General features: G+C 43.4%; 19 protein-coding genes and 2 tRNA genes. 20 read left to right on the forward strand and 1 reads right to left on the reverse strand.

Features of this window, described 5'->3' with window-relative positions; all coding sequences use genetic code 11:
- Nucleotides 1–398: 398 nt before the first annotated feature.
- The 5 genes from NH399_RS23490 (at nucleotide 399) to NH399_RS23510 (ending at nucleotide 5,988) form a co-directional block, all read left to right on the forward strand.
- On the forward strand, nucleotides 399–1,781 hold the full coding sequence (locus NH399_RS23490) for a sodium-dependent transporter (protein WP_253043731.1): 1,383 nt from the start codon (nucleotides 399–401) through the stop codon (nucleotides 1,779–1,781).
- Between the two features lie 60 nt (nucleotides 1,782–1,841).
- Nucleotides 1,842–3,332: a Na+/H+ antiporter NhaC gene (gene nhaC, locus NH399_RS23495; protein WP_253043733.1), complete on the forward strand. Its 1,491-nt coding sequence runs from the start codon at nucleotides 1,842–1,844 to the stop codon at nucleotides 3,330–3,332.
- A gap of 132 nt (nucleotides 3,333–3,464) precedes the next feature.
- The gene (locus NH399_RS23500) at nucleotides 3,465–4,331 is read left to right on the forward strand and encodes an MBL fold metallo-hydrolase (protein ID WP_253043734.1); all 867 of its coding nucleotides are present in this window, start codon (nucleotides 3,465–3,467) and stop codon (nucleotides 4,329–4,331) included.
- Between the two features lie 513 nt (nucleotides 4,332–4,844).
- Nucleotides 4,845–5,141 (forward strand): late competence development ComFB family protein, encoded by a 297-nt coding sequence (locus NH399_RS23505; RefSeq protein ID WP_253043736.1) that lies wholly within the window; start codon nucleotides 4,845–4,847, stop codon nucleotides 5,139–5,141.
- Nucleotides 5,083–5,988: an alpha/beta fold hydrolase gene (locus NH399_RS23510; RefSeq protein ID WP_253043738.1), complete on the forward strand. Its 906-nt coding sequence runs from the start codon at nucleotides 5,083–5,085 to the stop codon at nucleotides 5,986–5,988. Before NH399_RS23505 ends, NH399_RS23510 begins: the two co-directional genes overlap by 59 nt.
- An 8-nt stretch (nucleotides 5,989–5,996) precedes the next feature.
- On the opposite strand, the gene NH399_RS23515 is transcribed toward NH399_RS23510, so the two are convergent.
- The gene (locus NH399_RS23515) at nucleotides 5,997–6,785 is read right to left on the reverse strand and encodes a response regulator (protein ID WP_253043740.1); all 789 of its coding nucleotides are present in this window, start codon (nucleotides 6,783–6,785) and stop codon (nucleotides 5,997–5,999) included.
- Between the two features lie 217 nt (nucleotides 6,786–7,002).
- Here NH399_RS23515 and NH399_RS23520 point away from each other — a divergent pair, with 217 nt between their 5' ends.
- The 15 genes from NH399_RS23520 (at nucleotide 7,003) to NH399_RS23585 (ending at nucleotide 22,263) form a co-directional block, all read left to right on the forward strand.
- Nucleotides 7,003–8,658: an AMP-binding protein gene (locus NH399_RS23520; RefSeq protein ID WP_253043741.1), complete on the forward strand. Its 1,656-nt coding sequence runs from the start codon at nucleotides 7,003–7,005 to the stop codon at nucleotides 8,656–8,658.
- Nucleotides 8,658–9,812, forward strand: coding sequence for an HRDC domain-containing protein (locus tag NH399_RS26035; RefSeq protein WP_253043743.1), 1,155 nt, complete (start codon nucleotides 8,658–8,660; stop codon nucleotides 9,810–9,812). Before NH399_RS23520 ends, NH399_RS26035 begins: the two co-directional genes overlap by 1 nt.
- Before the next feature lie 123 nt (nucleotides 9,813–9,935).
- The gene (locus NH399_RS23530) at nucleotides 9,936–10,211 is read left to right on the forward strand and encodes a YcgL domain-containing protein (protein WP_253043745.1); all 276 of its coding nucleotides are present in this window, start codon (nucleotides 9,936–9,938) and stop codon (nucleotides 10,209–10,211) included.
- A 2-nt stretch (nucleotides 10,212–10,213) separates the two neighbouring features.
- Nucleotides 10,214–10,909 (forward strand): fumarylacetoacetate hydrolase family protein, encoded by a 696-nt coding sequence (locus NH399_RS23535; protein ID WP_253043746.1) that lies wholly within the window; start codon nucleotides 10,214–10,216, stop codon nucleotides 10,907–10,909.
- Nucleotides 10,906–11,385 (forward strand): YcgN family cysteine cluster protein, encoded by a 480-nt coding sequence (locus NH399_RS23540; RefSeq protein ID WP_253043748.1) that lies wholly within the window; start codon nucleotides 10,906–10,908, stop codon nucleotides 11,383–11,385. The genes NH399_RS23535 and NH399_RS23540 overlap by 4 nt, the downstream gene beginning before the upstream one ends.
- A gap of 86 nt (nucleotides 11,386–11,471) precedes the next feature.
- The gene (locus NH399_RS25695) at nucleotides 11,472–11,603 is read left to right on the forward strand and encodes a hypothetical protein (protein WP_256489795.1); all 132 of its coding nucleotides are present in this window, start codon (nucleotides 11,472–11,474) and stop codon (nucleotides 11,601–11,603) included.
- Nucleotides 11,604–11,643: 40 nt separating this feature from the next.
- On the forward strand, nucleotides 11,644–13,575 hold the full coding sequence (locus NH399_RS23545; protein ID WP_253043750.1) for a vWA domain-containing protein: 1,932 nt from the start codon (nucleotides 11,644–11,646) through the stop codon (nucleotides 13,573–13,575).
- A complete protein-coding gene (locus tag NH399_RS23550) occupies nucleotides 13,572–14,465 on the forward strand; it encodes a hypothetical protein (RefSeq protein WP_253043751.1) in 894 nt (297 codons plus the stop codon). The genes NH399_RS23545 and NH399_RS23550 overlap by 4 nt, the downstream gene beginning before the upstream one ends.
- A gap of 190 nt (nucleotides 14,466–14,655) precedes the next feature.
- Nucleotides 14,656–14,732, forward strand: a tRNA-Asp gene (locus NH399_RS23555).
- Nucleotides 14,733–14,924: 192 nt separating this feature from the next.
- A complete protein-coding gene (locus NH399_RS23560; RefSeq protein ID WP_253043752.1) occupies nucleotides 14,925–15,650 on the forward strand; it encodes a nitroreductase in 726 nt (241 codons plus the stop codon).
- A 230-nt stretch (nucleotides 15,651–15,880) separates the two neighbouring features.
- Nucleotides 15,881–15,957, forward strand: a tRNA-Asp gene (locus NH399_RS23565).
- Nucleotides 15,958–16,263: 306 nt separating this feature from the next.
- Nucleotides 16,264–17,088, forward strand: coding sequence for an alpha/beta hydrolase (locus NH399_RS23570; RefSeq protein ID WP_253043754.1), 825 nt, complete (start codon nucleotides 16,264–16,266; stop codon nucleotides 17,086–17,088).
- A gap of 104 nt (nucleotides 17,089–17,192) precedes the next feature.
- Nucleotides 17,193–21,098: an ATP-dependent RNA helicase HrpA gene (hrpA, locus tag NH399_RS23575; RefSeq protein WP_253043755.1), complete on the forward strand. Its 3,906-nt coding sequence runs from the start codon at nucleotides 17,193–17,195 to the stop codon at nucleotides 21,096–21,098.
- A gap of 166 nt (nucleotides 21,099–21,264) precedes the next feature.
- The gene (locus NH399_RS23580; protein ID WP_253043756.1) at nucleotides 21,265–21,690 is read left to right on the forward strand and encodes a hypothetical protein; all 426 of its coding nucleotides are present in this window, start codon (nucleotides 21,265–21,267) and stop codon (nucleotides 21,688–21,690) included.
- 267 nt (nucleotides 21,691–21,957) lie between these two features.
- Nucleotides 21,958–22,263 (forward strand): transposase, encoded by a 306-nt coding sequence (locus NH399_RS23585; RefSeq protein ID WP_253043757.1) that lies wholly within the window; start codon nucleotides 21,958–21,960, stop codon nucleotides 22,261–22,263.
- Nucleotides 22,264–22,428 lie beyond the last annotated feature (165 nt).

Below are 22,428 nucleotides of genomic sequence, written 5' to 3' on the forward strand. Positions count from 1 at the left end.
CATCCCAACAAGCTGCCTTTAAGGCAGCTTGTTTATTTTTGTTCCCAGTCCTATTTACTTAGCTCCATTGACTCTACCCCTTTATCCAACTTCAAGGGAATGCTCTCGCTTGTTCTAAGGATATAATCAAGTACCCTTGCTTTTGTCATTGACGTATTTGTTAACAATTGTAGAGACATTGAAACAAACACTGCTCGTAAAATGTACAAAGTGCAAAATTTTCATTAAATCTCATGGCTCAAAGCCAAGAGCGACTTGCCATCGACAAGCCGTTTGTGGTGTTATTGCTGCCTGAAAAAAATGTTTAGCTAGTTATTGCGATGCAGCATCTCTGAAAAGGAAGCCAACGTCGCTAACGTTCGCTGTTTATCAATTACAACTAAAAGAGAAAGATAAGTATGGCTGATCGTGGTCACTTTAATTCACGCTTGGGGTTTATTCTTGCGGCGGCTGGTTCGGCCATCGGACTAGGCAATATCTGGAAGTTTCCGTTTGAAGTAGGTAATGGAGGTGGTGCCGCCTTTGTTATCATGTATCTGTTATTTTGTTTTATCCTTTGTTTTCCTGTCATGGTGGCAGAGATCGCTATTGGACGTAAAACGCAACGTAACCCGGTAGGTGCTTTTAAAGCGCTTGGCTTTAAGAACTGGGCCATTATTGGTTATCTTGGAGTACTGGCGGGCGTTGTGATTCTCTCGTTCTATAACGTCGTTGCTGGTTGGGCATTTGGTTACTTCTTAGAGATGTTGAGCTCTAACTTTGGTATCGGCGCTCAGTTCTCTGATTTTATTAAAGACGTGACTAAAATCGGCCTTTATTCCATCTGCTTTATGATAGCGACAGCCTTCATTGTATCGAATGGTGTTGCAGGTGGTATTGAACGTGCCGCTAAAATTCTAATGCCAACATTACTGGTTCTCATCCTTGCCTTGTTGCTCTACGCGTTGACTTTGCCCAATGCGATAGAAGGTGTGAAGTTCTATCTGATCCCAGACTTTTCAAAAATCACCGGTAATGTGGTTTATTCTGCGTTAGGTCAGGCTTTCTTCTCTCTATCCTTAGGAATGGGTGCCCTAATTACCTATGGTAGTTATGTTGAGCGCAACCAAAATATCGTGGGTTCTGGCGCAATGATTACGCTAGCTGATGTTGGTATCGCCTTCTTAGCTGGCTTTATGATGTTTCCTTTTGTATTCAGTCAGGGGCTTGAGCCTAATGGCGGAGCGGGTTTGATCTTCGTGACTTTACCTGGCGTATTTGAGTCATTAGGTGGAACCATTGGTACCGTTGTGGGTTCTGTGTTCTTCTTGCTGCTGTCTTTTGCTGCTTTAACTTCGACAGTATCATTACTTGAGGTGCCTACCTCATTTGCTGTTGATGAGTTTGGTACAGAGCGTAAAAAGACGGTATGGGTTGTAGCTCTGGTTGTCTTCTTGGTAGGCATTCCTTCCATGTTATCTAATGGTTCTGTTGAGTGGTTATCGTCCTTTGTAACCTTGCCAGGACATGACAGTGCGATCAGCTTTATGGATTTGATGGAAGATCTGGCCAGTGATACTTTCTTGCCTATTGGTGGATTCTTAATCTCAGTGTTTGCTGCCTACGTATGGCGTACCGAAAACCTGAATGAAGAGTTGGCTGCCAGTGATGCGTCTATCAAAGACAGCTTCTTACTGAAGTACATTAATTTTGCATTACGTTTTATCTGCCCAGCTATCTTGGGTGTGATTGCACTGGTAACGGTCCTTGATCGTTTCTTCGGTGTGAGCCTTATTGGCTAATCAGAAGTAAAGCAGAGCATCAAAGCTCTGCTTTTTTGTTTATAGACATCTTGAGGTTTTATGAGCGAATCACAGTATAAATCGCCCAGTATTATTGATGCGCTGATCCCTGTGTTGGCACTGGTTGCTATGTTGGGAACATCTGTTTGGCTATATGGCGCGGATTCATCCTATGGAGCTAATCAGATCGCATTGATTATCGCTGCGGGTATTGCGGCTTTAATTGGTATTAAAAACGGTCATGATTGGAAGGGGATAGAAGAGGGGATCGTAAAAGGTATCTCTACGGCTTTAGGCGCTATATTAATTCTTCTCGCTGTAGGCTCACTTATCGGTTCGTGGATTCTTTCTGGTACTGTGCCAACCATGATTTATTTTGGATTGCAGATACTGAATCCAACATTTTTCTATGTAGCGGCCTGTATTATATGTGCGTTAGTTTCTATCAGTATTGGTAGCTCCTGGACGACGGCGGGTACTATTGGTGTTGCCCTGATGGGGATTGCCTCTGGATTAGGGTTGTCGCCAGAGATTACAGCCGGTGCGATTATTTCTGGTGCTTATTTTGGCGATAAGATGTCGCCTTTGTCAGATACAACCAACCTTGCGCCTGCAGTTGCCGGAACGGATCTCTTTACTCATATTCGTCACATGGCGTGGACAACGGTTCCCAGTATTATCCTGGCGATCATTATTTTTTTGGTGATTGGTATTGTTCAGACAACACCGACTTTTGATACGGATCTGAGTTCAACGTTAGGCGTTCTTGATAAGCACTTTAATATTTCTATCTGGTCATTGATTCCCTTATTTGTGGTGTTAGGGTTAGCCATAAAGAAGTTTCCTGCTTTTCCGACTATTATGATTGGTGCTTTGGTGGGGTGTGTGTTTGCCTTCTTATTGCAACCAGAAGGTATGTTGGTGTTTGCAGGCGAGTCAGATCACGGACGCTTTGTTACTCAGCTTAATGCAGCTTGGACGTCTCTATTTAATGGTTTTAAAATCACTACCGAAAATGAAGCGGTTAATGACTTATTAAGCCGTGGCGGTATGAGCAGCATGCTGAACACCGTATGGTTGATTTTGTGTGCCTTGACCTTTGGCGCTGTGCTAGAAAAAACCGAGTTGTTACAGCGTCTAGTGATTTCTGCTCTGGCTCTGGTACATAGCACTGGTTCTCTGATTGTTACCGTTATTTGTACTTGTATCGGAACGAACGTTGTTGCTGGTGATCAGTACATTGCCATAGTATTGCCTGGACGCATGTATAAATCGGAGTTCAAACGACGTCAATTAGATCCTAAAAACCTCTCGCGAGTGTTAGAAGATTCTGCAACCATTACGTCGCCCTTGATTCCATGGAATACGTGTGGCGCTTATATGGCTGGTACTTTAGGCGTTGCTACACTGGCTTATTTACCTTTCTGTTTCTTTAACCTGATTAACCCAGTGATTTCTATTATCTACGGCTTATACAATTTTAAGATTGAAAAGCTAGAAGATATTCAGGATATGGAAAACACTCAGAAATTGGCGACATCAGAAGCCTAATCATTATTGGGCGTAACTGAGTTACGCCCACTTCACGTTTTAACTCATTCATTATTAAAGTGGTACTGGACGGCCTGAGGCTCGATGGTGCAAACTGATTTTATTCTGTATTGATAATAGAGGGACCAGTCTATGTCAAAGCAATTGTTTTCTGTAATAGGTAACTCACAAAAGTTAGATGGCGGGGCGATGTTTGGTAATGTGCCAAAAGCCATGTGGGAAAAATGGGTGCAGGTTGATGAGCTTAACCGTATTGATCTTGGTTGCCGCGCGTTACTGATAAAAGACGGTTCAAAAAATATCTTACTTGAAACTGGTATTGGTGCTTTCTTCGAGCCCAAGCTAAAACAGCGTTTTGGTGTTGTTGAACAAGAGCATGTATTGCTTGATTCGTTGCAGCAAATTGGATTAAGCCACGAAGATATCGATATCGTTATTCTTTCGCATTTGCATTTTGATCATGCGGGTGGGCTACTCAGTGCATGGCAAGAAGGTAAAGAGCCGGAGTTGTTGTTTCCGAATGCTCAATTTATTACGGGTCGCGAACATTGGGAAAGGGCCCAGGCGCCACATTTTCGTGATCGTGCGTCTTTTTTACCTGCGCTTAACAAGCTGTTGGAACAGAGTGGTCGCCTTCATTTAGTGGATGGACGTCATTGCGATATCTTAACTGAAGATTATTCTTTCTCGATCAGCGAAGGACACACTCCTGGAATGCTGTTAACGGAAGTGAAGCTACAAGACGCTTCTGTGACTTTTGCTGCGGATTTGATTCCTGGAGTGCCCTGGGTGCATTTGCCCGTCACTATGGGATACGATCGTTTTCCGGAGCATCTGATTGAAGAAAAGCAAAATTTGCTACAACAGCTGCATGAACAACAGAATTGGTTGTTTTTTACTCATGATATTCATACGGCGATGGCGCAAATTGGCCGTGACGAGAAGGGACGTTTTGTTGCTCAACAAGAACAGAAAGAACTGCAAGCTTTTGTTTCATAAGAGAATTTTAAATAATTGGAGATTTTTTGATAAGTCGAGGAACTTTTGGCCATAGCGCCGCTCAAAGTAAGTAACCATTCAATAGTTCCTCTGGTTGATGGGTGTAAGACTATAGCTCCCTGAAGTTAAGGCTATACCTTTATTCTCTTAGTTATCATATTGCCGCTTACTGAGTTAAGCGGCTTTTTTTTGTCTGCGGCTTACTGACATGTACCAATAAACAGCGATCCTGAATCAGGCGAAAAGCATTTAGGTCAGACTGCGTTGTTCAATGGATGAAAAATGAATTGCTCTAGCTCTATCGGCTTTTTGGGCAATAAAACTTGCGCTATCAGCCCTATTGTGTAAATTTAGTTTGGGAGTAATAAAATAAATGGCTCATTTTTATCACATATCTCGTTTTGCTCTTTAGCAGAGTGCTTTCTCTATAGTAACGATGAGAAGGTGGCAAAATAATACCAGCCAATCTTATTACAGCGCACTTTTCATTCACTTTTTATGAGGGCTGCATGCATGTTTAAAGACATTGATTTCCGTGACGGTTTGGAAAATTTGTCTGAGCAAATTGTATTTGAAGAAATTAATGATGTCATTGAATCTGGAGAGCCTGAGTTTAACGTGACGGATATTGCTATCCAAGATATTGCTGCGATTGCTTTAAATAATATGCCCCCCAAATATGTCTGCAACATTCTGGAGAAACAAAATCCAGGGCCGACATTAATGGAAGAAGTGAAAGACTTAAAAAAATATGCCAGAAGACAAGTTCTCAAAGCCATCAAACGGGTTAAAGACAACCCCCACGATTAAGCCTGTTAAACGTTATTCTTTATCTCTATGCGGCGTTGAGTGTGCCATCGAGGAACACGGCAACGCCAATGGAGAGCCTTTGGTGTTTCTGCATGGTTGGTTAGATAATCTGGCCAGCTTTTATCCGCTTGTTCCTCATCTTCAGCAACATCGATTAATCTTGCTCGATTTCCCTGGGCATGGTTTATCCCACCATCTACCAGCAGGCATGGCTTATCATTTTTTAGATCTGGTGTTTGTGGTTCAAGATCTGGTTGCGGAGTTGAAGCTTAAGGACTTTGTATTAGTGGGACACTCTATGGGGGGGGCTGCGGCAACAACCTATACATCCTCCCAGCAAGGCAAAGTGCGTCAGCTAATTTTGATAGAGGCTTTAGGGCCGTTGACGCTACCGGCCAGCAAATCGCTTAAACAAATGCGCGATTCAATTGCTGATCGCAGTGCGCTGCTGGGTAAGCAAAAGCCTGTTTATCCGTCTTACCAATTGGCACTGACCCATCGGGCTAAAGTTTCCCAAATGGAACCCGAAGTGATTGAGCCCATCGTTAAGCGTGGCCTCAATGATGTGAATGAAGGGGTTACCTGGCGTAGTGATCCGCGTTTAAGAGTGTCCAGTGTCTCGCGTTTGACAGAAGAACAACTGACGCCCTTATTGGAGGCCATCGAATGCCCGGTATTATTGCTGGAAGCAGAGCAGGGGATGTTTACAGAAAACGCCATTATTCAAGCGCGCAAAGAGAAAGTATCTCACCTGACAACCAGCGCATTGTCTGGCGGGCATCATGTACACATGGAGCAGCCTCAAGCGGTGGCATTAGCAATAGAGCAGTTTATAAGCCAGAAATAACGACCCGACTATTTCATAATTTGCATGAGTAGCTGTTTTACATGATCAGACTCGAAGGGCTTATCACAGATCGCAGATACGCCAACTTGTTCAATATTATTTAAAACAGCACGACTCTGTTCACTGGTTACCATTAACACTGGCACATGCAGGTGGGTTTCGCTGGAGCGGATAAACTCAACCAAAGCTTTGCCATCCACTTCGGGCATATTGTAGTCGGTGACAATGAGGTCAAAATAGCTATCTTTTAGAATGTCGATGGCTGTATCACCGCCGTCGGCTTGCGTGATGTGTTGGATCCCCATATCGGTAAGCGTTCGACAGATAAACTTTCTGGCCATTCGACTGTCATCAACCACCAATACTCGGATTTCGGTGGCGTCGTAGTTTTCAAGCTCCAGCTCATCAGGCTCCAGAAAGTTAATTGTATTATCGAGGGCGCGTTTTAAATCGGCGGCTTCAAAGGGTTTGGGCAGAACTGCCACCACTCCCGCCTGGCGAACTGGGTCGATCATGCCAAAACGTGTTTCGCTGGAAACTAACATAAAAGGGACAGAGGATAGTTCTGGTTTTTCGCGCATAGAGTGAATGAGCTTTGCGGCGTCCATATCTTCGAAGTACATGGCGCTAATGACTAGGTCAGGGACGAATTTTTCTAGTTCTTCCAAGGCTCGTTGCCCGCTTTCGACACCGTCCACTTTATCGACACCGGCGGTCTCGAGATTATTAATAATGATTTTTCGCTGAGTTGACGAGGGTTCAACCAGTAAGATGGTCAAATCATGAATTTTTAGCACTGATGCTCCCAAACCATTCTTTTTACTCTAAATTCTATTAAGTCTAGGAGATCGGCGTAAATCCGCCACTTTTTACCCTTTTGGTCGAAAATTGGACGAAATCGAATTTTCCTAGATGAATTGGTCGGACAAGTGCTTTTCTAAAGGCTTCTCTGCTGTTAGCATTGATGGGATAATTCGATTAAAACAAAAATTTAAAAAAGTTCTGGAGTTGAGGATGGAGAAAGTTTGGTTGAACAGTTATCCAGAAGGGGTGCCCCACACGGTTAGCCCGACTGAGAGCTCTATTGTTGATATTTTTGAGGGAAGCGTCAAAAAATTCCCTGAGCGCCCAGCATTTTCTAATATGGGCGTGTCCATGAGCTTCGCAGAGCTGGATAAGCTGTCGCGCGACTTCGCTGCCTATTTGCAAAATGAACTGGGGTTAAAGCGTGGCGCTCGTGTAGCGATTATGATGCCTAATCTGCTTCAATATCCTATTGCCATCTTTGGTATTTTGCGCGCTGGGATGACCGTTATTAATGTTAACCCTCTTTATACTCCTCGTGAACTGAAGCATCAGCTGAACGACGCGAAAGCTGACGCCATCGTTATTGTTGAGAACTTTGCCAACACCTTGCAGGAAGTGATTAAAGAAACGCCAGTTAAGCATGTGATATTGACTTCGATTGGCGATCGCTTCCCAACCATTAAGCGCTGGCTCGTGAACGCCGTCATCAAGCATGTTAAAAAGATGGTGCCTGCCTATCAGTTAGACAATGTCCTTTGGTTTAATGATGTGTTAGACAAAGGTAAAAATCAGTCTTTCGAACGCCAGGAAGTTTCTGGCGAAGATATCGCCTTTTTGCAATACACGGGTGGTACAACCGGGGTTTCTAAAGGCGCCGTTTTGTCACATCGCAACATGATTGCCAATATCTCACAAGCCTCAACCTGGCTAGAAGCACAGTTGAGTGTTGGAGAAGAAGTGGTTATCACCGCGTTGCCTCTTTACCATATCTTCTCACTAACGGCTAACTGCATGGTCTTTATGAAGTATGGTGGTCACAATGTTCTTATCACTAATCCTCGAGACATGCCTGGATTTGTAAAAGAGATTAAGAATATTGGTTTTACTGCACTAACGGGCGTGAATACTTTATTTAACGGCTTGTTAAATACTCCTGGATTTGATCAGGTTGACTTCTCTCGTCTTAAACTTTCTCTTGGTGGTGGTATGGCCGTTCAAGAAGCCGTTGCCATGCGCTGGCAAGAAGTGACTCAGAGTCCTTTGCTTGAAGCTTACGGCATGACCGAGACTGCACCTGCGGTTACCATGAATCCAATGAACCTGAAATCTTACAACGGCACCATTGGTTTACCGCTCCCTTCAACTGAAGTCTGTATTCGAGATGATGACGGTAACGAACTTGGCTTTCATGAAGCTGGCGAACTTTGGGTTAAAGGCCCACAGGTGATGGAAGGCTATTTAGGTCGTCCTGAAGAAACGGCTAAAGTGATGGAAGGCGACTGGTTTAAAACTGGTGATATTGCAACCATCAACGAAGAAGGCTTTGTGAAATTGGTTGATCGCAAAAAAGACATGATTCTGGTTTCTGGATTTAATGTTTATCCTAACGAGATTGAAGATGTCTTGGCTGCGCATCCCGATATTGTTGAAGTCGCTGCGGTTGGTGTTCCTAATGAAGGCAGTGGCGAAGTAGTGAAAGTCTTTATCGTCAAAAAGAATCCAGAGTTAACGGATGCAGACGTTATTGCCTTTAGTAAGAAAAACTTAACGGGGTACAAAGTACCGAAGGAAGTTGAGTTTCGTGATGAATTACCAAAAACCAATGTTGGGAAGATATTGCGTCGAGAATTGCGTGACAACTAGTGCAATCAAGTTATTATCCCTCTTATCACTGGGTGACCAGCACTGAGCAATTGAGTGTGCTGATCGCCCAGTGGCATCAAACGCCCATTCTTTATATCGATACTGAGTTTTTACGCGAAAAAACCTTTTATCCTCAGCTCGCCTTATTGCAGATTTTTACGGGGGAAGCCGTCTATTTGGTTGAACCCGATACCGTTGAGCAAAATCCGCTATTTGCTGCTTTGCTAGAAGATGAGCAGGTAACCAAAGTTTTTCATTCTGCTTCAGAAGATTGTGAAGTTTTGTTTCGGGTTTGCGGTGCAACGATTAAAGGACTTTGGGACACTCAGGTTGCTACGCACTTTTTGGGCGAAGGCAGCCATATTGGCTATGCAGCTTTGGTTGACGCAGTCTGCCAGCATCAGCTGGATAAAAGTGAAGGGCGTTCAGATTGGACTCAACGTCCATTAAGCGAACAGCAGATTCAATATGCTCTGGCTGATGTGGTCTACCTGAAACCGATATTTGAGTATCAACAGAATGCGTTGCAGAAGACTGAAAAACTAAAGAGCACTGACAAACTCAGTTGGTTTAAGCAGGATTGCCAGCAGTTAGCTAACCGGGTCGAAGAGTTAGACCGTTTTGATAACTACTATCTCAATATTAAAAATGCCTGGCGTTTAAAGCCCCTGGAGCTCCAACGACTATCGTCATTGGCGGTATGGCGTGAGCAGGCCGCCCGTAAACATAACTTACCGCGCAACTTTATCGTAAATGATGAAACCCTCTGGGTCATTGCTCGAGCCAAGCTGGATAAATCCTGGTCATTGCCTTTTATCAAAAGTTGGCATCCTGTTGCTCGGCGCAAGTATCAAAACGAATTGCTCTCTTTTTTAAAGCAGCAGTCCGGTGAAGACTTAGAGCTTACCGAAACCCCTCTGGGCCCAAGGTTCTGGCAGTCAATCACCCCTCAAATGCAGGCAGCCAGAGAGAAGGTGGTTTCGATTGCCGAGTCTCATCAGATTGAGCCCGATCTGCTATGCAGTAAAAAAATGATGCAGGGAATGGTGCGTTTTTGGCTAAAAAAGCGGTTTGAGCCGCCTCGTACCTGGACTTGCTGGCGCGAAAAGATGCTAACCGACGCAATTAAACCCATTTTTGTTGGCGAATCCTGAGCTTATCCTTTCTGAAGCAGCCGTTATGCGCTGCTTTTTCTATTCTTCATTTTTGTTACGCTCCTGTTTTTGCGATAATAGCGGAATTAGGTTGGTCGTATCGATTTATTAAGAGTTTTAGCTATGTTATGCAGCATATATCGAAGTAGTAAAAAAGATGAAATGTACTTGTACATTACTGAGCGAGACGATTTCTCGTCTGTACCCGAGGCTCTAATGAAGGTTTTTGGTGAACCGTCGTTTGTCATGCTGATTAATTTGGCTAAGCGAGACAAACTAGCACGAGAAAACATCGAAGACGTTAAAGAAGCTTTGAATACTCAGGGATTCTATTTACAGATGCCTCCTGTGGTTGAAGCTAACCAGGTTGCCGCCCAAAACTCAAAAGCCAGCCTGTAACTATGGCGCTTTCTGATAGTGAAGTGTCTGGTGGTTACCGTCACCTTGATACGCAAGGGGAAGCGTTAGCCCTGCCTGTCGGTAAAGTCGTCTGTGTCGGGCGAAACTATGTCGCCCACGCCCAGGAGCTCGGTAATCCCATTCCTAAGCGTCCATTACTGTTTATAAAACCCGCTACATCGGTGTCTCATTGGTCAGAGCAGGTGGCTATTCCACAACATCTGGGAGAAGTTCATCACGAGCTGGAACTGGCGGTATTGATTGATAAGCCTTTATGCAGAGTGTCGCAGGAGGCTGCTGTAGAAGGTATTGGGGCGGTTACTCTCGCTCTGGATCTGACGCTCAGAGAAATGCAGTCCGAATTAAAAGCACAAGGACATCCATGGGAGCTGGCAAAAGCGTTTGATGGGGCATGTCCGATAGCACCCTGGCATCCTTTGCCAAGTAGTGAATGGTTAAAACATGCTGAATTTTCGATGCATAAAAATCAGCAGCTACAACAGGCTGGCGATACCGGTCTAATGATGTGGTCGGTAGCAGAGCTGGTGGCATCCATCTCGCAGTACTTTACTTTAATGCCGGGCGATGTCGTATTAACGGGCACACCTGCGGGTGTTGGACCTATAGCCGTTGGTGACACGCTTCAGGCACAGCTGGGCGATTTAGTCCGTTTGAATTCAGAGGTAGTAGGCGCTTGAAAACAAAACCTTTTTGGCTGACCACTGAGTTAGAAGATATGACCACAGAACAGTGGGAGTCTTTGTGCGATGGGTGTGGTAAGTGCTGCGTCTATAAAATAGAAGACGACGAAGACGTCTTGTATCAAACCGATGTCGCCTGCCGCTATTTTGATCACAATAGCTGCCGCTGCAGTCAATATGAGCAACGGTTTGTGTTGGTTCCTGATTGTATTCAGGTAACTCCCGCGGCAGCGCGAAAATACGAATGGTTGCCAAATACCTGTGCCTACAAACTGTTAGCTCAGGGACATGACATACCCGACTGGCACCCTCTTAAAACCGGTGATCCCGAATCCGTCCATAAGGCCAATCGCTCAGCTCGCAACAAAGTAATCTGTGAAACTCAAGCCGGAGAGCTGGACGATCATATCATTGCCATCCTTATTCCTGACGATCCCGAGTCAGATCCCCTTAGCGAAATTGAAAGTGAATAGTTTATTTTGAGAGAAAGTTAAAGGAACTTCTTGAAAAATAAGCTAAACTTCTGATAGAAGCGCTCGTGGAGCTGTTCTTCTATCAGATGTTGAGAACTACAATCGCTCTCTATCACGATGTCTTCTGTTTGAATACCCATGAAGGTGAGCAAGGCGCTGATCTGAGATTTGGGCAAGCTAATATGGAGCAAACTCAATCATGGTCGTGCGGCGATTAACACAGAATCACCCCAATAAAAATAAACTGGTGAGGTCTATATGAACAGAAAGTGGTTACTTCTGTTACTGGTAAGCGTTATGTGTTTACCTTTTTCTGCTATTGCGGCAGATAAACCCAGTGATCAAAAACGGTCTGATGTTCGATTGATTATCGATATATCGGGCAGTATGAAGAAGAATGACCCTAATAATCTTCGTATTCCTGCGTTACGGCTGGTGACTAATCTGATGCCAAAAGAGTCGGATTCGGGAGTATGGACCTTTGGTCGTTACGTCAATATGTTGGTGCCGCTTAAGCGTGTCGATGCAAAGTGGCAAGAGCAGGCCAATGCTGCCGCAGGCAAAGTGAACTCGGCCGGATTATTCACCAATATTGGTGATGCCATGACAAAATCGACCTGGGACTGGAATCGTCCCGATCCAGCTGAGTCTCGCAGCATGATTTTATTAACCGATGGTATGGTCGATATATCAAAAGATCCAAAGAAAAACGCGGCCGAGAGAGAGCGCATTTTAACCAAGGTGTTACCTAAGTTAAAAAATGCTGGCGTAACCATTCATACCATTGCGCTATCGCAAGAAGCAGATGCAGAGTTACTGTCTACCTTATCGAATGAAACCGACGGTTGGTTTCGGCAGGTAAACAGTGCTGATGAACTTCAGCGAATATTTTTAAAAATCTTTGAACAGGCAACGCCCAGAGACAGCTTGCCACTCGAAAACAATCAGTTCAAAGTCGATGCCAGCATCGAAGAAATGACGCTGCTGATTTTTCGCAAAGCAGACAGTGCTCCGGCAAAGTTAACGACACCGTCAAACCAATCGATTGATGCATCGTCAAAAGATAAAAACGTTCGTTGGTTTGCCAGTAAAGCTTATGATCTGGTTACGATTACGCAGCCAGAAGTAGGGGATTGGCAGATTAATGCTGCGGTAGATCCTGATAACCGGGTTATGGTGGTGAGTAATCTGGGATTGTCGATTGATGAGTTGCCAAATAATGTATTGGCTAATGAACAAATTCGCTATCGCTTAAGTTTGCTGGAAGAAGGCGAGGTGATTAAAAAGCCTGACTTCTTAAAACTGATTGATGCTAAGTTGCAATTAAAGTCCAATCAGTTGAACAGCATGTCTCCGCTATTGTTGGATTCAGGGTCTGGGCTTTTCCAACAAATATTTTTTGCGGGCCAGGAAGATGGCGTACTGAACATTCAACTGGTAGTAAAAAGTCCAACTTTTGAACGTAGTCGTAGTCATGCTATTAATGTTTACGGCAGTCCGGTAAAGGCTTTGTTCGTACCATCGATGATTGAGGGAGAAGAGCACAGCGTCGAAGTAGACGTGGCCGAAGAAGTGCTGGATCTGGCTACTTTATCAGTGACGGGTAAAGTAACCTTTCCTGATGGGACAACTCAGTTTGTTGTGATGGAAGAGTGGGATAAAGAACGCTCTTTTGGCGTCAAACAGTTTCCTACGGGGGGCTTCTATAAAATTGAATTGAAAGCACAAGGCAAATCACCAACCGGGCGCGAGTTTTCTAGTGAGTTACCTGTTTTAGAATTTGATGCGGAGCCATTGGCCAGTGCTCAGGTAACAGAGCCTGAACCGGAGCCAGAAGTGACTGAGCCCGAGGTCACAGAGCCTGAGCCCGAACCGAAAAAAGAAGAACCCAAACAAGAAGAGCCTGTTGAAGAAGTCGTCGATGAAGCTGTCGATGAAGAGATTATCGAAGATGAGCCAGAAGTGATAGATGAACCTCAAGAAGAGGTTGCAGAAGAGTCAACGGGGGAACCTTTTAACTGGACCCTATGGTTGTCTATCGGTGTGGTTGGAAATATTATATTGATAGTTGCAGGTTGGTTTGGCTGGCGTATGATTCGAGGCAAAAATAAGAACTCAGTTGATGCTATGGCACAAGAGCTGTTTGATGATGAAGATATTGATAAAGAGCTGGAGGAAGAGTCAGAATGAATGATTCATTACTGTCTTGGATACTCATATTAGAAATTGTCTTACCGTTTCTAATACTTTCTATTGTATTGATCGTGATGTTGATGAAAGGATCATCGCGATACAAAGAGGCCATGCGCGAGTTAATCATTAATGTTAAAGATAATGAAGACTCTCAGAAACAATCACTATCAAAGTTTTTGAAAGAAAACCTGGGGCTTTCAGAAGAAGACGCAGACACGCATATCAAAGAGTTAATCAAAGAGAGAAAGTTTTTTTTCCGCTCGTTTGTCAGTAGTATTTTGAACAAAGATGTAGAAAGCTTATCCTTGATGGATGAAGAGTTGTCTCGTCTCACCGAAAAATATCACAAGATCACTCCCGGTAACGTTAGCGCTGGTGTCGAAGAAGACATCGAAGACAATAGCGATGACTTGCAAAGTGAAATTGAGCGTAAGAATACACAAATCGAAGAGTTAAAGTCTGAGAGCAAAAGCTTGAAGCAAGAAGTACACGTTACTCTGACGACTTTGAATAATATTTTTGCTGAATACTCGTCGATGTTTGGCGAAGAAGTCGAACAGAAAAATCTATCGGTCGAACAAATTTTAACGGCTATGGAGTCCTTTGCTGGAAAATCAGCATCATCTGCAGATGATGCTGAAGAACCAGTCGAGGCATCTGTTGATGAAGCGCCTGCCGATGAGGCGCCTGTTGATGCTGATGAGGAGATCGAAGCCGATATGGCGGTTGCCGAAGATCCTGACTCTCCCGATGATCTGGAGTTATCAGATGAGCCTGAGGATGAAAGCTCATTGCTCGACGATATGCCGTTAGAAAGTACGGATGATGATGAACCCAGCTGGGACGAAGCATTTGCAGAAATGGATGATGATAATAAAGATTCTTAAAGGCAGCCTTCGCTGCCTTTTTTGTTTATTCCTACACCGATAAAAGACCCATATTGGTTGATTAAAAGCCTCTTCTGAATAAGGACTGAGCAAGGGGCAAAAAAGTGATATTTTTTTCGAATCTCGAGTTGACACCACCCTGGTGCATCAGTATTATAGCGCCCACCTCGCAAGGGGTGACCAACTTAGCGGAGCAGTAGTTCAGTTGGTTAGAATACCGGCCTGTCACGCCGGGGGTCGCGGGTTCGAGTCCCGTCTGCTCCGCCATTATTTCTTCTCTATTCTCCTTAATATCCAAAGATCTTATTCAAGCTAATCCTTCATTTCCTTAGCTCTTCGTTTTCAGTTTATTCTTAAGCGTTGTAGAAGCCGTTATTGTCTAATAAGACGGATACTCAAGACTTTTTAAAAAGACTACAATGGTGGCTTAACAGGTTTCTGGAATACTTAAAGGTTACTATGGAATTTGAAGATGCATTGAATAACCGTCGGAGCATTCGCTCGTTTTCTGATAAACCTGTCGAGGATGAGTTAATCAACGAGATTCTATCACTAGCTATTGAGTCACCTTCTAGTTCAAACACTCAACCTTACAAACTCGCCGTTGCTACCGGGCAGATCAATAAGGCCATCGCAACCGAACTGACAGAAAAGTATTACACTGCGAACCAATTAATGGCCAAGCCCTTACCACTTAGAGCGTTAGGCGCTTTTGCTCGTGGTGTTTTGCCTGATGGTGATTTTAAACCTATGGTTGGTAAGTATCCCTCTATATTCCAAGAAAGACGTGTCGCCACAGGGAAGGGATTATATGAAATTCTGGGCATAGAAAGATCCGACCGCGCCGCCAGAGATGAGCAAATGGCGAAGAATTTCAGTTTTTTTAATGCTCCAGTAGCCATCTTCTTTTTTATTCATCCAGGCATGACTTACACCGCATTGGTTGATTTAGGTATTTTTATGCAATCATTAATGTTGGCCGCTACCAATAAAGGATTGGGTACTTGCGCGCAAGCTGCTTTGGGTATGTGGAAGTCTCCTATCGCAAAGCATTTTGAAATTCCTAAAAGTTACAAGCTTGTTTGCGGTTTAGCGCTAGGCTATCCCGACGATCACAAAGTAAATCACTATCGGCCAGGTAAAGTGTCATTGGATGAGTTGCTTATCCGCTCGAAACCCGTGTGACTTCTTAAAGACATCTTAACTATGCCAGCAAGGTCTCAGTTAGGGCTTCTGAGGGTTGAGCAAGTATTGTTGTCGAGTGTTTTTTAACCATTGATGACAGAATATTTCGTCCTTTCTTTTAAGCGTAAGCATAGCGACATTATTTCTTAATTTTTCTGACTTTTGATGTTGACACCACCCAGGTGCATCAGTATTATAGCGCCCACCTCGCAAGGGGTGACCAACTTAGCGGAGCAGTAGTTCAGTTGGTTAGAATACCGGCCTGTCACGCCGGGGGTCGCGGGTTCGAGTCCCGTCTGCTCCGCCATTTTTCTCTTCTTCAAATTATCCTTCTGAATCTCAAAAAGCATCTCTTGTTTACAATCTTTTGTCTGTCGATGACTATTTTGTAACTACTTATAAGCAACCCATTCATTTATAACGTTTTTTTCTACTTTGAGATATATTTGACAGCACTTAGTGAACGCTGAGGTGTAGGCTATGGTAGCTCGGTAGGTGATTTATTGTTCCAATTCAAGGTATTTTTTTTTATTAACTCCTTGATATTATGCAGCTTTTGGGCGACTATCCTATTACTTTGATCCATGTCCTAAAGATAATAAGTGAGGGGAGCATGAAGCGAATTGCCATAGCGATTATCCACGGTATGAGTACGGAAGAGCAGTTTTATTCTGTGGAGTTAAAACACCGTATTATAGAAGAGTATATAGCAGGTGGTGACGGCAGACTCGAAGATGATTTGATGTTTCATGAGATCTACTGGGCGGATGCGATTAAAGAAGAGCTGAGTAGTTTTTACGGCAAAATCAACTATAAAGGTGATCTTGCTTATGATGGTTTGCGCCAGATGTTCATTGATTATCTGGGATCAGGTTTAGCATACCACGATGGCTCTCGCCTCTATACGCAGGTTCAAAATCGTGTTGCAGATAGCTTGAAGAAGTTTGCCGGTCATCGTCGCGTAAAAGAAGAAAAAACACCTTTGGTCGTGCTTGCTCATTCATTTGGGTCAATCATCATTCAGGATTATATCCGTAATATGAGAGATGCCGAGAGCCACGGTGTTTCTCCTTTTGAAGCCATGGAAACCTTGGCGGGTTTTGTAACTTTCGGTAGTCCGTTAGCTATTTATGCTCGTCATAATGAGGATTTGCACTCGCCAATTAAAGTAGCGGGCGATGCATTACCTGATGACTTTAAAAAGCGTACTCGCTGGTTAAATTTCTACGATAAGGATGATGTTGTTGCCTATCCTTTGAAAGGAATGAACGAAGAGTACAATGAAGCCGTTCATGGCGACTATGAAATTAATGTAGGAAGTGCAGCGACTTCCTGGAATCCGGCATGTCATAACGGATACTGGGAAGATAAAGACTTTTATAAGCCAGTTGCACGATTGCTAGGAGACTTGCTCCAGCCTCATGACATCTGGAAGTAGTTCAGTATCTGAACCAAGCAGTTCTCTAGCATTATAAAAACTGTAAACGCCTGTTTTGAAATCTATCAAAACAGGCGTTTTGTATTGAGAGAATGTGACTTATCGTGTCTAGTGAATCATTATTTAAACAATTAAAAGGATGTTTAACCAAGGATGCAGGCAAACTCATTAGTTTGCGCAAAAAGATTAAACAAAGAGAACAACAAAAACAGCCTGTGGATCGTATGGAGCAATCACTGCAATCCTTGTTAGAAGAATCTACGGCTCAAGTTGTACAACGTCGAGAAAAAATACCCGAACTGATTTTTCCAGAAAATTTACCCGTTAGCGAAGCCGTTGATGAAATTCAAAAAGTCATCGAAGACAATCAAGTTGTTATTCTGGCTGGTGAAACAGGTTCTGGTAAAACCACTCAGTTACCTAAAATATGCTTGCGCGCAGGTTTAGGGGCAAGAGGCTTAATTGGTCATACCCAGCCTCGTCGAGTCGCTGCTACTTCGGTGGCGAATCGTATTGCGGAAGAAGTGAACACTGAGTTGGGCCAACTGGTCGGTGTGTCCGTGCGTTTTCATGAGCGTATGTCTGAGCATACCTTGGTTAAGGTGATGACTGACGGTATGTTGCTGACCGAAATTCAACATGATCCTATGCTCAGCCGCTACGAAGTGATTATTATCGATGAGGCCCACGAGCGCAGTATCAATATTGATTTCTTGCTGGGGTATCTAAAGCAGCTATTGCCTCGCCGTAAAGATCTTAAGCTTATTATTACGTCCGCGACCATTGATGTTGAACGTTTTTCTAAGCACTTTAGCAATGCGCCAACACTCACCGTTGAAGGACGAACCTACCCCGTAGAAATGCGTTATCTCTCAACAGAAGAGATGACGTTTAATGGTGGCGATGATCCCGAAACCGCTGCAATATGCCACGCGGTGCAAGAAGCTGTTGCCGAAGGCCCTGGAGATATTCTTATCTTTTTACCTGGGGAAGGTGAGATTCGTCGAACGGCAAAACAGTTACGTCGATTAGAGCTTCGGCAAACCGAAATATTGCCACTGTATGCCCGTTTAAGCATTCAAGAGCAGCAAAAAGTATTTAAGCCTTTAGTTGGCAGAAAGATTGTACTGGCTACCAATGTTGCAGAAACATCGCTGACGGTTCCAGGTATTCGATTTGTTATTGATCCCGGTACGGCCCGTATCAGCCGTTTTAGCATGCGTAGCAAAATCCAGCGTTTGCCCGTCGAAAAAATTTCTCAAGCCAGCGCTAATCAACGAGCAGGGCGATGTGGCCGTGTCTCGGCTGGTATATGTTTCCGCTTATACAGCGAAGATGATTTTGTTGCGCGTCCTGAGTTCACACTGCCTGAAATAAAGCGCACTAACCTGGCATCGGTTATTTTGCAAATGAAGTCGATGCGTATGGGCGACTTCGATAAGTTTCCTTTTATCGAGCCGCCAGAAGAGCGTCATTGGCGCGATGGTATCAACTTGTTATTCGAGCTAGGAGCTCTGGACAAACAACAAAAACTAACAGCACTTGGCAAGCAGATAAGCCGCTTACCAGTTGATCCAAAACTGGCGGTCATGTTGGTTTCTGCAAAAAATAATGCCTTGCAAGAAGTGTTAGTCATTGCCAGCTTTTTCAGCATTCGTGATCCACGAGAGCGCCCTCATGATAAACGCCAGAAAGCGGATGAGTGCCATCAACAATGGAGTGATGATCGTTCTGATTTTATCAGTATCGTGAAGTTATGGAATGGGTTGCACAAACAACAAGATGATTTAACCAATCGAGAGTTTAAGACTTTCTGTGGTGATAACTTCATTAACTTTCCGGCCTGGCTAGAATGGCGTAATACCTATCGTCAGTTAAAACAGATGATGTTGGAGTCAGGAGCCAAGTTGAACAGCCAGGCGGCTGACTACGAAGCCATTCACAAAGCATTGTTGCCTGCCTTGTTGAGCAATGTACTTATGAAGACCACAGAGGCTCATTATCAAGGCGCAAGAAATACCAAAGTATTTGTTCATCCGGCTTCTCTTAACTTTAAAAAGAAAAGTCAGTGGTTGCTGGCATCAGAACTGGTAGAAACCGAACGTTTATACGCTCGTACAACAGCCCCCATAAACAGTGAGTGGATTGAACCTGTCGCAGAGCATGTTGCTAAGATCAATCATCTGGAACCCCATTGGCGTAAGAAGCGCGGCGAAGCCTGTGCTTATTTGCAGAAGTCTTTATTTGGCCTGATTTATGTGAGCCAGCGATTGACAGGGTACAGTGAGATTGAGCCCGAGTTAAGTCGCCGTTGGCTTATCGAAAAAGGCTTTATCGATGGTGAACTGGTGATTAACTCCAGCTTCCAACGGGACAATCAACAGTTGTTAGAAGGCTTTAAAGACGAAGAGTCTAAGCAAAGACGCACGGATATCCTTAAACCGGACGAAGAGCTTTATGATTGGTTTGAACAACGTTTGCCTCCCTCTGTTAATAACCAGAAAACTCTCATTCGTTGGATAAAAAAAGATTCTCGTAAGCATAATAGAAAGCTAACACTGAGCGAAGATGATGTACTTAATCCGACATCTGAGCTGGATCCAAACGCGTTTCCGTCACAACTTTCTATTCGTGGTAGTTCCATTACTCTGGAGTACCATTTTGATCCCGGTCATAAAGACGATGGGGTTAATGCGTGTTTACCGGTTTCTATGCTTAATCAGTTTCAGAGCAAGGATTTTGAATGGCTGGTGCCAGGGCTGCTTAGAGAAAAAATTCTTTGCAGCATAAAAGGACTGCCAAAAAAGGTGCGCAAAAACTTTATTCCTGCACCAGAGTTTGCCGATGCCTGCTTTGAACGTTTAAAAGATCAGTTTGGTGAAGGTGATTTTTTTGAGCGATTGGCAGAAGTGCTTTATCAAATATCCGGTGTTCGAGTCGAGTTTGAGTTATGGCGAGATTTAGAGTTGCCCCCGCATCTTTGCGTCAACTATAAGGTATTTGCTGATCGCAAGTCGCCCATTGCAAAAGGGCGAGATTTAACGGAGTTGCAAACGCAGTGTCAGGCTCAAGTCAAACAAGCTTTAAGCCAAACGACGAAGGCTGCAAAAGGTGAAGCGAAAAAGTCGGCGGCTGTTGAACAAAAAATTAAACAGTGGAATGCAGAGTTTTCATTCTCCATAGAACAAAAGAAGCAACATCAAAAACATGAGACGCGTTTGCTTCAGGCGTTACAAGATTATAAAGACTATGTGCAGATAACACCTTGTGAGTCACGCTTTCAGGCCGAAAATATGCATCTTCGTGGTGTTTGTCGTTTGTTGGTTTTAAGTGTTGATAAATCCGTTAAATATTTTTTCCGTTCCTGGCAAGATCGTCGTGAACTGTCAAAACTTTGTACTCAGGTTGAAAGTTATCAAGAGCTAGTTGATGACTTAGCAATGGCGCTTGCAAAACGCAGCGTGTTAAGAGCAGGTTCTGGCAATGTAGAAAACTACTTAGACTACAGAGACATTGAAAAAACGTTTTCTGATTCTTTTACTGCCGATATGAACGAGTATTTGTCGCTGTTACTGGAGTTGTTACGTTTATCAAAAAAGGTAAGTCACCAGGTTTATGATCGAGTTGAACCTCGTTATATTCGCAGTTACCAAGATATTCGTCAGCAGTTAGATTTCTTATGGAAGTCTGGTTTTTTATACGAGTATGGTGTTCATGTGTTAACGGATTACACGCGTTATTTTTCGGCACTGGAAAAACGTCTTGAACGCATGGATGTTAACTTTCCTCGCGAAGAACAGTGTTTGAGAAGTATTCGTACCTGGCAAGAAGTCGCTGATAAACTGGCTGACTCACCTCACAATAAAGAGTATACTGAAGCCAAAGTTACGTTTCTTTGGATGTTACAGGAGTTTCGAGTTTCTCTTTTTGCACAGGGTGTGAAAACTGCCTATGCGATATCGGATAAAAGACTGGAAAAACAAAGAGATATAATGAAAAAGTTGCTCTAGCTATAACCTAGGGTTCTAAATAGAATTGGTTTAATAATTTTATTGAACCAATTTTATTACTTTTTTGTAATAAATTGATACCTGCTTCTCACTTTTACCCCTTCAGAAAATCGAGATATTGTCGATAAAAATAGTGTAACGGCAATCATCACTAGACGGGGGCACTATGACTGACTTGATACGCACAAACACACTGTTCAAGTCATGGATGGCAAAACTGGCTTTTTTGTTAACTGCTTTACAAGCGGTTGCATGTTGTGCGCAAGAGTCTTCATTTACCTTTAATACTGTCGCTTCAAAAACTCAACACCTGGTCATACCACTTGGTAGCCGTCAAGGTATCGAATACATCGAAACAGAAGGTGATTTGTCATCTTACGAAATTTCTTTTTACACTGAGCGCAAAGCAAACTTTAAATCCAGCTCGTCTTACTCTCTTAAACATCATCCCGCTCAGTTTCGTGTTACTTTAAAAGGCTACAGCTTATTTGAAGCTACTCAAGATAAAGCATCTTTCTTCTCTCTGGATCGTGCGAAAGAGCGCAACATCCGCAAGCCCCAAATCATGATTTCTTTTACTAAACGTTTTTAATTCATTCTCCTCGTGGTTATTACGTTGACCCTTTGTCAACCCTCGGCCGCAAGGCCGAGTGCTTGCTTTCTCTCTAACTTTTCCTTTGACCCTTGTTCCATCATCACTAAGATTTTTCTTTTCTATTTACTCTGAACATATAGATATATTTATACTGGAAGCTTATTTGAATGCTTTCATTAGTTGATGATAAAACTGTAGTGGTCTAATAAATTCGTACAAAGAGTGCTGTTCTTATATATGATAGAAAGAAAAGGTACGAATAAGATGAAAACCAAAACATACAGTCAAGAATTTAAGATTGAAGCAGCTAACTTGTTGTTAGAACAAGGGTATACGTATGAACAAGCTTGCAAAGCTGTCGGCGTAAGCCGTTCTGCGCTAAGCTTATGGATTAGGCAATTACGAGCTGAACGTTCCGGTGAGACACCGACAACAGGTCGAGCTCTTACTCCTGAACAACAGAAAATACAAGCATTAGAAGCTCAGTTAAAGCGTGCAGAACGGGAGAAAGAGATTTTAAAAAAGGCTACCGCTCTCTTAATGTCAGACTCCATCAAATCGTCTTATTGATTGATGAATTAAGAGAGAGTTATAAGTTGTGTGAAGTGCTTTCTGCATTGAGTATTGCTCGTAGTAGTTACTCTTATCATCAACAAAAAAGACGAATACAGGATGTTGAACGAGAGCGTTTAAAAGCTAAAGTTATCGCTATTCATCAGGCAAGCCGAGGAGCGG

The sequence above is a fragment of the Pleionea sp. CnH1-48 genome, from assembly GCF_024124665.1.
Classification (GTDB): domain Bacteria; phylum Pseudomonadota; class Gammaproteobacteria; order Enterobacterales; family Kangiellaceae; genus JAMXSB01.